Annotated in this window: 16 protein-coding genes; 3 read left to right on the top strand and 13 right to left on the bottom strand. The window is 54.6% G+C overall.

Annotated features, from left to right (window positions below):
- The first annotated feature begins 23 nt into the window (after positions 1-23).
- Positions 24-1,481 carry a membrane-bound lytic murein transglycosylase MltF gene (gene mltF / locus AC6I77_RS14350; RefSeq protein WP_003848623.1) on the top strand — a complete coding sequence of 486 codons (1,458 nt, stop codon included), beginning with the start codon at positions 24-26 and terminating at the stop codon, positions 1,479-1,481.
- Here mltF and tadA read toward each other — a convergent pair.
- Positions 1,478-1,969 carry a tRNA adenosine(34) deaminase TadA gene (gene tadA / locus AC6I77_RS14355; RefSeq protein ID WP_110411086.1) on the bottom strand — a complete coding sequence of 164 codons (492 nt, stop codon included), beginning with the start codon at positions 1,967-1,969 and terminating at the stop codon, positions 1,478-1,480. The genes mltF and tadA overlap by 4 nt on opposite strands.
- A 63-nt stretch (positions 1,970-2,032) precedes the next feature.
- Complete coding sequence (gene yfhb, locus AC6I77_RS14360; protein ID WP_039659517.1) at positions 2,033-2,671, bottom strand: phosphatidylglycerophosphatase C; 639 nt, start codon at positions 2,669-2,671, stop codon at positions 2,033-2,035.
- Between the two features lie 155 nt (positions 2,672-2,826).
- Between yfhb and AC6I77_RS14365 the strand changes: the two genes are divergently transcribed.
- Both AC6I77_RS14365 and AC6I77_RS14370 read left to right on the top strand, forming a co-directional pair.
- A complete protein-coding gene (locus AC6I77_RS14365; RefSeq protein ID WP_003848617.1) occupies positions 2,827-3,666 on the top strand; it encodes a MurR/RpiR family transcriptional regulator in 840 nt (279 codons plus the stop codon).
- 55 nt (positions 3,667-3,721) lie between these two features.
- Positions 3,722-3,970, top strand: a complete 249-nt coding sequence (locus tag AC6I77_RS14370; protein WP_003848615.1) for a YfhL family 4Fe-4S dicluster ferredoxin — start codon at positions 3,722-3,724, stop codon at positions 3,968-3,970.
- Here AC6I77_RS14370 and acpS read toward each other — a convergent pair.
- The 11 genes from acpS to rpoE form a co-directional block, all read right to left on the bottom strand.
- Positions 3,967-4,347, bottom strand: a complete 381-nt coding sequence (gene acpS / locus AC6I77_RS14375; protein ID WP_497817071.1) for a holo-ACP synthase — start codon at positions 4,345-4,347, stop codon at positions 3,967-3,969. The genes AC6I77_RS14370 and acpS overlap by 4 nt on opposite strands.
- Positions 4,347-5,078, bottom strand: a complete 732-nt coding sequence (gene pdxJ / locus AC6I77_RS14380; protein WP_003848612.1) for a pyridoxine 5'-phosphate synthase — start codon at positions 5,076-5,078, stop codon at positions 4,347-4,349. The genes acpS and pdxJ overlap by 1 nt, the downstream gene beginning before the upstream one ends.
- Positions 5,079-5,150: 72 nt before the next feature.
- Positions 5,151-5,879, bottom strand: a complete 729-nt coding sequence (gene recO, locus AC6I77_RS14385; RefSeq protein ID WP_003848609.1) for a DNA repair protein RecO — start codon at positions 5,877-5,879, stop codon at positions 5,151-5,153.
- 4 nt (positions 5,880-5,883) lie between these two features.
- A complete protein-coding gene (gene era, locus AC6I77_RS14390; protein ID WP_003848607.1) occupies positions 5,884-6,789 on the bottom strand; it encodes a GTPase Era in 906 nt (301 codons plus the stop codon).
- A 145-nt stretch (positions 6,790-6,934) separates the two neighbouring features.
- Positions 6,935-7,615 carry a ribonuclease III gene (gene rnc / locus AC6I77_RS14395; RefSeq protein WP_003848606.1) on the bottom strand — a complete coding sequence of 227 codons (681 nt, stop codon included), beginning with the start codon at positions 7,613-7,615 and terminating at the stop codon, positions 6,935-6,937.
- Between the two features lie 131 nt (positions 7,616-7,746).
- Positions 7,747-8,721, bottom strand: a complete 975-nt coding sequence (gene lepB, locus AC6I77_RS14400) for a signal peptidase I (RefSeq protein ID WP_003848604.1) — start codon at positions 8,719-8,721, stop codon at positions 7,747-7,749.
- A 9-nt stretch (positions 8,722-8,730) separates the two neighbouring features.
- Positions 8,731-10,530: a translation elongation factor 4 gene (gene lepA, locus AC6I77_RS14405; protein WP_003848603.1), complete on the bottom strand. Its 1,800-nt coding sequence runs from the start codon at positions 10,528-10,530 to the stop codon at positions 8,731-8,733.
- Positions 10,531-10,748: 218 nt separating this feature from the next.
- Positions 10,749-11,213, bottom strand: a complete 465-nt coding sequence (gene rseC, locus AC6I77_RS14410) for a SoxR-reducing system protein RseC (RefSeq protein ID WP_008926717.1) — start codon at positions 11,211-11,213, stop codon at positions 10,749-10,751.
- Positions 11,210-12,166, bottom strand: a complete 957-nt coding sequence (gene rseB / locus AC6I77_RS14415; protein ID WP_003848599.1) for a sigma-E factor regulatory protein RseB — start codon at positions 12,164-12,166, stop codon at positions 11,210-11,212. Before rseB ends, rseC begins: the two co-directional genes overlap by 4 nt.
- Positions 12,166-12,819 (bottom strand): anti-sigma-E factor RseA, encoded by a 654-nt coding sequence (gene rseA, locus AC6I77_RS14420; RefSeq protein WP_497817072.1) that lies wholly within the window; start codon positions 12,817-12,819, stop codon positions 12,166-12,168. Before rseA ends, rseB begins: the two co-directional genes overlap by 1 nt.
- Before the next feature lie 30 nt (positions 12,820-12,849).
- Positions 12,850-13,425: an RNA polymerase sigma factor RpoE gene (gene rpoE / locus AC6I77_RS14425; protein WP_003848595.1), complete on the bottom strand. Its 576-nt coding sequence runs from the start codon at positions 13,423-13,425 to the stop codon at positions 12,850-12,852.
- Positions 13,426-13,822: the final 397 nt, after the last annotated feature.

The following is a 13,822-nucleotide window of genomic DNA, read 5'->3' on the forward strand; positions in this document are numbered from 1 at the left end:
TAGAGCCAGCGAGAGATAACTATTTGAAACGCCTAAAATTTAATTATCTGTTTATCGGTCTGGTTGCCGTGCTGTTAGCGTTAGCGCTATGGCCATCCATTCCCTGGTATGGGGGGGGGCAGGACCAGATTTCACAGATTAAATCGCGGGGAGTGCTGCGTGTCAGTACCATCAACTCCCCATTGACTTACTACACAGTTAACCAATTACCGGCCGGTATGGACTATGAGCTGGCAAAACGTTTCGCCGATTATCTGGGCGTCAAACTTAAGGTGACGGTTCGTCCTAACCTGAGCGATCTGTTTGATGACCTTGACGATGGCAAAGCCGATGTGCTGGCCGCCGGGCTGAACTATAACAATGAACGCCTGACGCGTTATCAGACCGGGCCAGGTTACTACAATGTTTCGCAGCAGCTGGTCTATCGCGTGGATAAGCCGCGCCCTAAAAACCTCGGTGACTTAAAGGGGCGGCTAACGGTTGCGGCGGGATCGGCTTACCTGTCAACGCTGAAGAGCGCGCGTTCTAATCAGTTTCCCGATCTGGACTGGGCGATCTCCACCGATCAGAGCCCTAAAGCCCTGCTGGAAGCGGTAGCTGATGGCAAGCTCGACTACACCATTGGCGACTCCGTCACCATCGCCCTGTTGCAGCGCATTTATCCGCAGCTGGCGGTCGCGTTCGACGTCACCGATGAAGAGCCGGTGACCTGGTATGTGCGGCACAGCGATGATGACAGCCTGAATGCGGCGATGCTCGACTTCTTTAACGGGATGGGAGAAGAAGGCGCGATGGCGCGGCTGGAGGAGAAATATCTCGGCCACGTCGGCACCTTTGATTATGTCGATACCCGCACTTTCCTGCGGGCCATCGACAATACGCTGCCCGACATCAAACCGCTGTTTGAGAAGTACGCTACCAGCATTGACTGGCGACTGCTGGCAGCGATCTCCTATCAGGAGTCGCACTGGAATCCGCAGGCCACCTCCCCTACCGGCGTACGCGGCATGATGATGCTGACGCGTAACACCGCGGAGAGTCTGGATGTGGGTGATCGTACCGATCCCGAACAGAGCATTCGCGGCGGCAGTCAGTATCTGCAGGATATGATGGCGAAGGTGCCACAGAGCATCCCGGAAGATGAACGTATCTGGTTTGCGCTGGCGGCTTACAACATGGGCTATGCCCATATGCTCGACGTCCGCAAGCTGACGGCACGCCAGGGTGGCGATCCGGACAGCTGGGCGGATGTAAAGCTGCGTCTGCCGATGCTGAGTCAGAAGCGTTACTACACCCAGACGACGTATGGCTACGCCCGAGGGCATGAAGCTTATAACTACGTGGAGAATATCCGCAAGTATCAGCTAAGTCTGGTGGGTTATCTGCAGGAGCAGGAGAAGCGTCTGAAGCAGCAGGCGGAAGCCCAGGCCGAACTGGCGAAGGGCTATCCGGCGGTTGAACCAAAGATCGCGATGAACTAACCCTGGCGCTGCGCCTGACGCAGCGCTTTTTTCTGCTCGCGACGCATACGGAAAAAATCGCTCAGCATGGCGGCGCACTCTTCAGCCAGCACGCCACTGTGCAATTCAATCTGATGATTCATGCCAGGGTGGCCCAGCACATCCAGCAGCGATCCCGCCGCGCCACTTTTAACATCGTGCGCACCATAAACCAGACGCGTTATGCGGCTGTGAACCATAGCACCGGCACACATGACGCACGGCTCCAGCGTCACGTAAAGCGTGGTATCCAGCAGACGATAATTTTCCAGCACTTTACCGCCCTGGCGCAGAGCCATGATTTCGGCGTGCGCCGTCGGGTCGTGCTGACCAATGGGCCGGTTCCAGCCTTCGCCAATCACCTGGTCGTTCTGAACCAGCACCGCGCCCACCGGCACTTCGCCCTGCTCCCACGCCCGTCGCGCCAGACCAAGCGCATGGCGCATCCAGTACTCATCTTGTTGTTTCACGCTGACCACTCCGGGCGACTAAAAAGCGGCGCATTATAGCGGTCTCATCGGTCCTTTAAAAACTTATTCCAGCTGTTGCAGTTCACCCGCCGGGGTCACGCGCCAGCGATGCTGACAGAAAAACAGCAGCGGGTTGTCCTGTTTGCTGTCGCTGTAGCCGCTGTAAAGCTGCAGCGGCGTACCGATTTTCTCTTCCAGCTGCGCCACTTTCTCATGGCCAAGACAGCGCATCGCCAGCACCCGCCCACCCCAGCCGCGCTGCATCTGGCTCGCAATCATCTTCACACGTGGCAGAAACGCGGAGTCGTAATAGACCTGCTCCACCAGCGACTGTGGCGATCCGGTGATCAGCCAGACTTCAGCATCATCACTGCTGAGATAATCCGTCAGACGCTGCTGCACCACCGGGAACGCTTTCACGCGCAGCCGGAACCACTGCGCAAACTCCGCTTCGAGGCGCAGCAATGTCTGCTCAGAGCGTCCAAAGGTAATTGACCAGAGCAGCAGGCTCATGGGCCAGCGAGCCGCACGGCCTTTAAACAGCAGGCCGATACCGACCACCGGCAATACCGGCACCACCAGCAGCAGATTAAGCGGGCGGCGACGCAGCAGATAGCGCATAAACGTGCCGAACATGTCCTGCTGGTGCAAAGTGCCATCCAGGTCAAAAAATACGATGCGACGTTGTGTTCCCCTGGTCAAACAACTCTCCTTTATGGCTGGTTCTGGAATGATAAAGAGTAGTGTAGCCATCATCAGGCGGTACGGCGATGACTGTCATTTTTAATTCCGATGACTACAATGCCCGATGAATAGTTTATTCTTCATTGATTATCCCTGAATGACGAGGATTGGGCATGAGTTCTTTGCTGCGCATTCGCCAGCTTTATCCACGACTGGCGTTGAACGAACGTCGGCTCGCGGATTTTTTACTGTCGCAACCCGATCGGGCGCGTCACCTGAGTTCACAAAAACTGGCGGAAGAGTCCGGCGTCAGTCAGTCGAGCGTAGTGAAGTTTGCTCAGAAGCTGGGCTATAAAGGTTTTCCGGCGCTTAAGCTGGCCCTGAGTGAGTCACTGGCGGACAAGGATGCCATTACCGTGCATAACCATATTCTGAGCGACGACCCGCTTAAAATGGTGGGTGAAAAGCTGCTGACAGAAAAGCTTTCAGCGATCCGCGCCACCCTGGATATTAATAGCGAAGAAAAGCTCAACGACGTGTTACAGCTGCTGAAAAATGCCCGCCGTATTTTACTGGTGGGCATCGGCGCCTCGGGCCTGGTGGCGAAAGATTTCTCCTGGAAGCTGATGAAGATCGGCATTAATGCGGTGGCGGAACAGGATATGCACGCCCTGCTGGCCAGCGTGCAGGCGATGGGGCCAGGCGATGTGCTGCTCGCCATCTCTTACACCGGTGAACGGCGAGAGATCAATCTGGCCGCGCAGGAAGCGGTTCAGGTGGGCGCAGATGTGGTGGCGTTCACGGGTTTTACGCCGAATACCCTGCAGCAGAGTGCCGGTTACTGTCTTTATACGGTGGCGGAAGAGCAGAGTACCCGCAGCGCGGCGATCTCCTCAACCACGGCACAGCTTGCTCTGACCGATCTGCTCTTTATGGCGCTGGTGCAAAACGATCCGGAGCGCGCGTCCAGCCATATTCGTCACAGTGAAGCGCTGGTGAAAAAGCTGGTCTGATCAGCGTCAGCACGTATAATACCCGCGCTTTTTCTGTTGGTATCAGGTGGGTAAAATGGCGCTGTTGATTACGTCCAGATGCATTAACTGCGATATGTGTGAACCGGAGTGCCCGAATCAGGCGATTTCACTGGGCGATGCGATCTATGAGATTGATGTCAGCCGCTGCACGGAATGTGTCGGGCACTATGAGCGGCCAACCTGTCAGCAGGTCTGCCCCATCGACAACACGATTATCATAGACCCACAGCACACCGAATCTCGCGATGCGCTGTGGGAGAAGTTCGTGCTGCTGCACGGCTAGCTTTCAATGATTACCGTGGCGCAGGCGTAGTGACGCTCATCGGCCAGCGTCACGTGAACGTGCTTAACGCCCAGCCTCTCTGCCACGTCAGCGGCATGCTGAAAGAAGCGTAACCCCGGTTTTCCCAGCGCATCGTTGTAAACTTCAAACTGATTAAACGCCAGACCACTGCGAATGCCGGTGCCAAAGGCTTTTGCTGCCGCCTCTTTAACCGCAAAACGTTTGGAGAGAAAGCGCACCGGCTGCTTGTGCGCCTGATACTGGTGCCATTCGGCTTCACTCAGCACCCGACGCGCCAGCCGATCTCCGGAGCGCTCTATCACCCCGGCGATGCGTTCAATCTCAACGATGTCCGTACCTAATCCGAGAATAGCCATTAGCGACGGGCTTCACGCAGCAGTTGCTTCATCTCTTTAACTGCATCCGGCAGGCCACTCATTACTGCACGCCCGATAATCGCATGGCCGATGTTCAGCTCATGCATTTCCGGCAGCGCGGCAATCGGCAGCACATTGTGGTAGGTCAGACCATGACCGGCGTTAACTTTGAGCCCCAGGCTGGCAGCAAAAGTCGCGGCATGGCGAATGCGCGCCAGCTCAGCGTCACGCGCCAGTCCCTCTGGTGCCTCGGCGTAAGCGCCAGTATGGATTTCGATGTAAGGCGCACCCGTGGCAACGGCGGCTTCGATCTGGCGGTGATCGGCATCAATAAACAGCGAAACCAGAATGCCAGCATCCTTCAGCAGTCGCACGGCCGCGTTCATCTTCTCCTGCTGTCCCGCCACATCCAGTCCGCCTTCCGTTGTCACTTCCTGACGCTTTTCCGGCACCAGGCAGCAGAAATGGGGCTGAATGTCACAGGCAATGCCGATCATCTCATCGGTGACCGCCATCTCCAGATTCATGCGCGTCTGAATCGTGTCACGCAGAATTCGCACGTCGCGATCGGTGATGTGACGGCGATCTTCACGCAGGTGCACGGTAATGCCGTCTGCGCCTGCCTGCTCGGCGATAAACGCCGCCTGTACCGGATCGGGATAGTTTGTCCCACGCGCGTTACGCACCGTGGCAATGTGATCGATATTGACGCCTAACAGCAACTCAGCCATGACCATCCTCACTTCTTTTCCATCGTGATGTTGAGTGTACCGCGCAAATATAAACAGGCGGTACGACCAGCGCTATTCTTCTGCCTGTTCGGGCTTTTTCTTCGGGATAAACTGGCGGAACAGCTCCTGACTTTTCAGCGGCTTGCCACCAAGATAAGGCTTCAGGGCGATGCGCGTAAAGCGCTTCGCGGCACGCAGGGTGTCGGCATCCGGAAACTCTCGCTCACACAGGGCGTGCAGCTCCCGTCCGGTAAAGCTGCGATTGTTCACCACCAGGCTGGCGATAAAACCCCGCTCTTCGCGATAGCTGTAGGTCATATCGTCGCTGACCGGCTCGCCGCTGCCGGCGCAGTGCAGGAAGTCGACGCCGTAACCCAGGTGACCGAGCAGCGCCAGTTCAAATCGTCGCAGTGCCGGTTCGGGCTTACCGTGTGTTGAGGCTAACGCCTGAAGACAGTTGAGATAGTCGAAGAAGAGTTCCGGGAAGGGAGATTCCTGCTGCAATACGCGTGAGACCAGCTCATTGACGTAGAGACCGCAGTAAAGCGTGATGCCGCTGAGCGGTAAAGCCAGCGACACCGCTTCGGCATTGCGCAGGGTTTTAACTTCCCCGCGCCCGCTCCAGCGAACCAGCAGCGGGGTAAAAGGCTGTAACGCGCCTTTCAGGTTGGAACGCCGGGAACGCGCGCCCTTGGCCAGTACCCGAACCCGTCCTTCACTTTCGCTGAACAGGTCGAGCAGCAGGCTGGTTTCGCTGAAGGGACGACTATGCAGCACAAAGGCGCGTTGCCAGCCTTCCATTGAATCAGAGATCGTCTGTATAACCCAGGCTGCGCAGTGCACGTTCGTCGTCTGCCCAGCCGGATTTCACTTTCACCCACAGTTCGAGATGCACTTTCGCTTCGAACATCTCTTCCATGTCCCTGCGCGCTTCGGTTCCGATGACTTTGATTTTGGCGCCTTTGTTGCCAATCACCATCTTCTTCTGCCCTTCACGCTCAACCAGGATCAGACCATGGATATCGTAACCGCCGCGTTCGTTGGTAACGAAGCGCTCAATCTCAACCGTGACAGAGTAAGGCAGTTCAGCGCCCAGGAAGCGCATCAGTTTTTCACGGATCATCTCTGACGCCATGAAGCGCTGTGAACGGTCAGTGATGTAATCTTCCGGGAAGTGATGATCGGCCTGTGGCAGATGCTTGCGGGTAATCGCCGCAATGGTATCGACGTTTTTGCCACTCTCAGCAGAGATAGGCACGATATCGAGGAAGTTCATCTGCTGGCTCAGGAACTGCAGATGCGGCAGCAGAATGCTTTTATCCTGGATATTATCGACCTTGTTGATCGCCAGCACGACCGGCACTTTGTTGTCGCGCAGTTTGTTTAAGACCATCTCGTCATCTGGCGTCCAGCGGGTGCCTTCAACCACGAAGATCACCAGCTCTACGTCACCAATCGAACTGCTGGCTGCGCGGTTCATCAGACGGTTAATGGCACGCTTCTCTTCCATGTGCAGACCCGGAGTATCGACGTAGATCGCCTGATATTCGCCCTCGGTGTGAATGCCCATGATGCGGTGGCGCGTGGTTTGTGGCTTACGCGAGGTGATCGACACCTTCTGCCCCAGTAACTGGTTCAGTAAGGTGGATTTACCGACGTTTGGTCGGCCAACAATCGCGACAAAGCCGCAATAAGTAACGTTTTCGCTCATTCGAATCCTGAGTTGTTCAGCGCATGATACGGCGCTGAAAAAGTGCTATTTGAATCGTGTGTCATTCAGCGTCTTCTGACGCCGGGACAGAACTGCCAAAGGATGATTCACTGTGTGCCGCTCCGGCACGGTCACCCCGACAGACCTATTCGAGACCTAATTTTATCAGCGCCTGTTCAGCTGCTGCCTGCTCAGCTTTACGACGGCTGGAGCCGACGCCGACGACCGGCTCGGCCATGCCACTCACCTGACAGTGAATGGTGAATTCCTGATCGTGGGCTTCGCCACGCACCTGCACGACCAGATAACTTGGCAGTGGCAGATGACGTCCCTGCAGATACTCCTGCAGACGCGTTTTCGGATCTTTTTGTTTGTCGCCAGGACTGATTTCGTCCAGACGGCTCTGATACCAGTCAAGGATCAGCTGTTCTACCCGCTCAATACCGCTGTCGAGGAAAATGCCGCCAATCAGCGCCTCGACCGTATCTGCAAGAATAGATTCACGACGGAAGCCGCCGCTTTTCAGCTCACCCGGTCCCAGACGCAGGCACTCGCCAAGATCAAATTCGCGGGCCATTTCAGCCAGCGTGTTGCCACGCACCAGTGTGGCGCGCATGCGGCTCATGTCACCTTCATCAACCCGCGGGAAGCGGTGATAAAGGGCATTAGCGATCACATAGCTAAGAATTGAATCGCCAAGAAATTCCAGGCGTTCGTTATGCTTACTGCTGGCGCTGCGGTGAGTCAGGGCCTGCTGTAACAGTTCCGAATGAGTAAAAGTGTAGCCCAGTTTGCGCTGAAGCTTGTTAATCAGGATGGGGTTCATGCGATTCCAGTTCTTTGTTGCGTCTGTGACTCTGCATACCAAACGGGGCTGGCAATCCAACACGTTCCGTTTGGTGTGCAGTGGCCTCCCTGAAGAGGCCACCCGAATTGCCTGTTAATCAGACAATGTTGTTAGTGGATACCGCCGATGCGACTGAATCGCACGCCGGTAGGCCACTGGCCTTCTTGTTTCTCAAAGCTCATCCAGATAGCGACCGCTTTACCGACCAGATTACGCTCCGGGACAAAGCCCCAGTAACGGCTGTCGGCGCTGTTATCACGGTTGTCGCCCATCATGAAGTATTGCCCTTTCGGCACGACCCAGCTCGACTGCGGCTGACCCGGCTGCTGATAATACATGCCTGCCTGACTCTGCGCTTCGTTTACCAGCAGAATGTCATGCGTCACGTTACCGATGGTCTCTTTGCGGGTGGCCAGGCGCAGACCTCCGCGCATAGTATCGCCCTGCGGCACCTGATAAAAACCGTTGCCGGTTTCGTTGCCATCAAAACCGCTAAAGGTCTGAATAAAGTTGCTTGGCTCAATATCGGTGTACGTTACCGCCAGCGCTGTGTCACAGGCTTTGTCGTCGCTGCAGGTCGGTTTTACCGTCAGGGTTTTGCTGTAAGGATCATAGATGACTTTGTCGCCCGGCAGGCCGATAACGCGCTTAATATAATCCAGGCTCGGATCTTTCGGGTATTTAAATACCGCGATATCGCCGCGCTTCGGCTGACCGGTTGGGATCAGCGTCGTCTGGGTAATCGGATCTTTGATACCGTAAGCGAATTTCTCCACCAGGATAAAGTCACCAATCAGCAGCGTTGGCATCATCGAGCCAGAGGGAATCTGGAACGGTTCGTAGATAAACGAACGCACGATGAACACCACCGCCAGCACCGGGAACACAGACGCGGTGGTCTCAACCCAGCCTGGCTTGGCAGCAACCTTCGCCAGCGTTTTGCTGTCGAGCGCGTTGCCGGTCTGGGCCTGAACCTCAGCCTGTTTAGCGCGACGCGCAGGTGCCCATTTAAAACGATCTATTACCCATACGATGCCAGTAATCAGCGTCGCTATCGCCAGAATCAGGGCGAACATATTAGCCATTGGAAATCCTTATTTGCTGTCCTTACCGACATGCAGAATGGCGAGGAACGCTTCCTGTGGCAGCTCAACGTTACCAACCTGCTTCATACGCTTCTTACCGTCTTTCTGTTTCTGCAGCAGTTTCTTCTTACGGCTCACGTCACCGCCATAACACTTGGCGAGTACGTTTTTACGCAGCTGTTTAACCGTTGAACGCGCGATAATGTGGTTGCCGATGGCAGCCTGAATCGCAATATCAAACTGCTGACGCGGGATGAGATCTTTCATTTTCTCAACCAGATCGCGTCCGCGATAAGGTGCGTTGTCGCGGTGAGTGATCAGCGCCAGCGCATCCACACGTTCAGAGTTAATCAGTACGTCAACGCGCACCATGTCTGAAGGCTGGAAACGTTTAAAGTTGTAATCCAGCGAGGCATAACCGCGCGAGGTTGATTTCAGACGGTCAAAGAAGTCGAGTACCACTTCTGCCATCGGAATTTCGTACGTCAGTGCCACCTGATTGCCGTGGTAAACCATGTTGGTCTGCACGCCACGCTTCTCAATACACAGCGTGATGACGTTGCCCAGATACTCCTGTGGCAGCAGCATGTGACATTCCGCAATCGGTTCACGCAGCTCTTCGATATTGTTCAGCGCAGGCAGCTTAGATGGGCTGTCAACATGAACGATCTCGCCACTGGTGGTCACGACTTCATACACCACTGTCGGCGCGGTGGTGATCAGGTCGAGATCGTATTCGCGCTCCAGGCGCTCCTGGATGATCTCCATGTGCAGCAGGCCAAGGAAGCCGCAGCGGAAACCAAAGCCCAGGGCAGTTGAGCTTTCTGGCTCATAGAACAGCGAGGCATCGTTCAGGCTCAGCTTGCCGAGCGCATCACGGAACGCTTCATAGTCGTCAGAGCTGATTGGGAACAGACCGGCATAAACCTGCGGCTTCACTTTTTTGAAGCCTGGCAGCGCTTTGTCTGCCGGGTTACGCGCGGTAGTCAGGGTATCGCCCACCGGCGCGCCAAGGATATCTTTGATGGCGCAGACCAGCCAGCCGACTTCACCGCAGTTCAGTTCATTACGATCGACACGCTTAGGGGTGAAAATTCCCAGACGGTCAGCGTTATAAACCTGGCCGGTGCTGAGCACTTTAATCTTGTCGCCTTTACGCATGGTGCCATTTTTCACACGCACCAGAGAAACAACGCCCAGATAGTTATCAAACCAGGAGTCGATAATCAGTGCCTGCAGCGGACCTTCCGGATCGCCTTCCGGCGGCGGAATGTCACGGACTAAGCGCTCCAGCACTTCGGGTACGCCGACGCCGGTTTTGGCTGAGCAGCGCACGGCATCCGTTGCATCGATACCGACGATATCTTCAATTTCCTGCGCGGCACGATCGGGATCGGCAGCAGGCAGGTCAATTTTGTTCAGAACCGGCACCACTTCCAGATCCATCTCCATCGCGGTATAGCAGTTCGCCAGTGTCTGCGCTTCAACACCCTGACCGGCATCCACCACCAGCAGCGCGCCTTCACAGGCGGCCAGTGAGCGGGAAACTTCATAAGAGAAGTCTACGTGGCCTGGGGTATCGATGAAATTGAGCTGGTAAGTTTGGCCGTCCTTCGCGTGGTAATCGAGTGTCACGCTCTGGGCTTTGATGGTGATCCCACGCTCACGCTCCAGATCCATAGAGTCGAGAACCTGCGCAGCCATTTCACGAGCGGTGAGTCCGCCACAGATCTGGATCAGACGGTCAGAGAGCGTAGATTTACCATGGTCGATATGAGCGATGATGGAGAAATTTCTTATGTGCTTCATTTATTGGGATATCTTCGCTTAAAATTCAGTTGAAAACCTGAGCACAGACACATTCAGGAAGATCGCTCTTTACCCACAATCCTGTCAGCCTCATTAATGACGACGCATATTACACTGTTAACGCCGCGCATAAAAGAATGGAACGTGGTGGAAGCGAAACAGATATCTGCGCAAAGCAGAATGGACAAAGGCCGCGAGATGCGCGGCCTGGACGTACGTTACGCTTCGCTTTCAACACGCAGCGCATCAGGAGGCAAGGCAATGCTCAGGATGACCGGCTGAAAAGCTTCACGGTCGCCAAATTTCATTGAAACACCTTTAGCAACAATAAAACCGCCGATGCCGCCCAGCAGCGCACCGCAGGCCGCTGCCAGATCGCTGTTAAACAGCGCCTGAAACAGCCCGGCCACCAGGAAAAGACCAGACAGCGGCGTCATATAGACCAGCAGTGCTGAACCGAGCAGGCTGCTCTCTTTGATGCCGAGCTCGATACGTTGTCCAGGTTGCAGCGGCTTGCTGCTGGCAATTTGCATCACATGGGCGTTTTTTGGACCGAGTTTATTCAGCATATGACTGCCACAGCCTTTACGCGCCTGGCAACTGTTGCAGGACGTTTTTGCTTCGGTATGCAGTGTGGCGATGCCATCCTGCCATGCCACTACGGTGGCCCATTCTCTCATCATTTTTGTGACCCCAGGTCAATGCTGTCCGCAATACGTTTTGCGGTGGAGGGCGGCAATTCGCCAATCACTGCAATTTCGTTATTATTGCGCACAACGGTCTGGACCGTACGACGTCCCGTGCGCAATGTCTGCGTCAGACTGGTTTTATCGGCTGGCGTCACGTTGATGGCGAAACTAAACAGCCCATCGCTGTAGAGCTTCGACTCCATATTTTTGTTCAGCCCCGGCAGTGTACGGCGATTCTGCGACACCAGTGACATGCCGGCAGGTATCCAGCCAGGTTGCCAGGTAAGCGTAACCGCATCCCCTTTCGGCACGGATAGCGACGGAGGCAGATTCGCTTTCTCGAGTCCCTGCATCAGATTACGCACCCCTTCATCCACCGCAAAGCTGATCACGCGGAACTGCTCCAGCGTTTCGCCATCACGATCAAGCAGGTCGATTCGCAGCGGCAGTTTGGTGTCCACATCCAGCCAGACCACATAGCTGTAACGGGTGCCATCACGGGAAACGATACGCAGCACATCACACATTTGATCGGCAATGCGGGAGCGCCCTACGGTAATAAAATCGTAGGCTGAGGCAAGTTTGGTGAAGTCAGCAAAAATTACCGAGGGCAAGGCATCGATAATATGATTGCCGGGAAGCGAAAAGGGATCGAGGCCGGGTTCGAAGTAGCTGATATCGTTGCCACGCTGGATAACTTCCCGGCGAGGCCCGTCCATCTGTAACAACTGCGCGAATATCCGGTTATCGATCACAGCGTGACGATAACGCAGCGATTCAATGCCGATGCGCGAGACGTTGATATAGGCGAATTCGTAGTTGAGGTTCTGACTTGCCTGCTCCATCTGCTGCAATAACGCCCCGGACGCGGTAGTTTGCGCCGGGGCGGCAGATGACCATAACAGACTGCCTGTCAGCAGGCTAACAGCATACCAAAGCGGCTTCATTACTGCTGCTGCTGTCCTAATGATTGGTTTCCGGGAACATCAACCTGCGCCTGTTTTGGCGCATTGGTTTCAATCTGCAGCTGGTCAGCATGCAGACGACGTTGCAGTTCATAGTCCTGCAGCATCGCATTTACGCGACGACGCTGGTCCTGAACCTGCTGGTTTGAGCTGTTTGTATCAAACGCATCTGACGGCACACCCAGGCTCACCGGCGACGCTTTCCCCATCATCGGCATGGTATTGAATACCGGAGAGTCAGAGGTTTGCGTGGCACTGCCTGCCGGCTGATTGTAGTGCTGAACACCCACGATCACGGCCAGTGAAACGCAGGCAGCCACACCCACCTGAGTCAGTTGCGCAGCCCATGGACGCGCTTTTTTCCAGAACGGCATTTTTTCCCAGCGGGAAGGCTCTGGCTGAGCTTCAGGGATCAGCGTAGTGACCGAACGTTTAGGTTCTTTTTCGATGTCAGCAGCGACGCGCGCAGAGATATCGAAATGCAGGACATCGCCTGTATCACCACGCATTGTATCGCGGATGAGATGATAGCTCGCCCAGCTTTTCTGTAATTCTGCGTCCTTAGACAAGGCGGAAAACAGCTCGTTATCTAAGGTCTCACCATCCATTAAAGCGGAAAGTTTTTCTTTCTGCATGCCTATGTACCCTTCCAGTAGCCGTTATCACTAACGTTGGATAAGCGGTTGAACTTTGTTGTCAATGGCCTCTCGCGCACGAAAGATACGTGATCGAACAGTGCCTACCGGGCAATCCATAATGACGGCGATCTCTTCATAACTCAGACCGTCCAGTTCCCTGAGGGTAATTGCCATACGCAAGTCCTCAGGTAGCGCCTCGATGGTACGAAAGACAATTTGTTTCAATTCGTCAGACAACATTAAGTTCTCAGGGTTCGAAATTTCTTTTAATGCACCCGCACTTTCGAAATTTTCTGCGTCAATCGCATCCACATCGCTGGATGGCGGACGTCGCCCCTGAGCAACCAGGTAATTTTTCGCTGTGTTAACCGCAATGCGGTACAGCCAGGTATAAAACGCGCTATCGCCCCGGAATGAGTCCAGTGCGCGATACGCTTTAATAAACGATTCCTGTACTACATCAGGGACGTCGCCCGAGGGAACATAGCGTGAAACCAGACTCGCCACTTTATGCTGGTAACGAATTACCAGTAAGTTGAACGATTTTTGATCTCCCTTCTGTACCCGCTCGACAAGGACCTGATCCGTTAACTGCTCGCTCATCCGAGGTAATGTCTCCCCAAATTTTTCATATGCAAAAGTAACTGCCAGCACATCTCATGTTCTGAGCAAGCATGCGCTTAGAGTTGTGATGTGGTGCGAAGTTCACTTCTCGCCCTGATATTTAACACGCCAATAGCCATTACACAGGTTGTTCGTTTTCGTTCAGTGTCAGGCGCGTAAATCGCAGGCAGAGTAACCTATGACAAGAGCTTTTTCATCATTAAATCCTTTAGGTTTAATAAGTTTGCTATAAAAAACCACCTCGTTAGCAGCCCGTTTTTAACTTACTGATTATAGGTAACTTTGGGAAATTCACTGCCGAATAGCGTGAGCTGGTGTTTAAAATACTTCACAGAAACCCCTATTGCGCTTATGCTCAGACGTATTCTTGTTTAGT

The sequence above is a fragment of the Pantoea sp. X-Soil-ISGK-259 genome, from assembly GCF_059730705.1.

Bases quoted from the DNA above. Each gene is read 5' to 3' on its own strand.
- AC6I77_RS14365 (WP_003848617.1), top strand. From the start codon at position 2,827: ATGAGTTCTTTGCTGCGCATTCGCCAGCTTTATCCACGACTGGCGTTG.
- AC6I77_RS14370 (WP_003848615.1), top strand. From the start codon at position 3,722: ATGGCGCTGTTGATTACGTCCAGATGCATTAACTGCGATATGTGTGAA.
- acpS (WP_497817071.1), bottom strand. From the start codon at position 4,347: ATGGCTATTCTCGGATTAGGTACGGACATCGTTGAGATTGAACGCATC.
- pdxJ (WP_003848612.1), bottom strand. From the start codon at position 5,078: ATGGCTGAGTTGCTGTTAGGCGTCAATATCGATCACATTGCCACGGTG.
- recO (WP_003848609.1), bottom strand. From the start codon at position 5,879: ATGGAAGGCTGGCAACGCGCCTTTGTGCTGCATAGTCGTCCCTTCAGC.
- era (WP_003848607.1), bottom strand. From the start codon at position 6,789: ATGAGCGAAAACGTTACTTATTGCGGCTTTGTCGCGATTGTTGGCCGA.
- rnc (WP_003848606.1), bottom strand. From the start codon at position 7,615: ATGAACCCCATCCTGATTAACAAGCTTCAGCGCAAACTGGGCTACACT.
- lepB (WP_003848604.1), bottom strand. From the start codon at position 8,721: ATGGCTAATATGTTCGCCCTGATTCTGGCGATAGCGACGCTGATTACT.
- lepA (WP_003848603.1), bottom strand. From the start codon at position 10,530: ATGAAGCACATAAGAAATTTCTCCATCATCGCTCATATCGACCATGGT.
- rseC (WP_008926717.1), bottom strand. From the start codon at position 11,213: ATGATGAGAGAATGGGCCACCGTAGTGGCATGGCAGGATGGCATCGCC.
- rseB (WP_003848599.1), bottom strand. From the start codon at position 12,166: ATGAAGCCGCTTTGGTATGCTGTTAGCCTGCTGACAGGCAGTCTGTTA.
- rseA (WP_497817072.1), bottom strand. From the start codon at position 12,819: ATGCAGAAAGAAAAACTTTCCGCTTTAATGGATGGTGAGACCTTAGAT.
- rpoE (WP_003848595.1), bottom strand. From the start codon at position 13,425: ATGAGCGAGCAGTTAACGGATCAGGTCCTTGTCGAGCGGGTACAGAAG.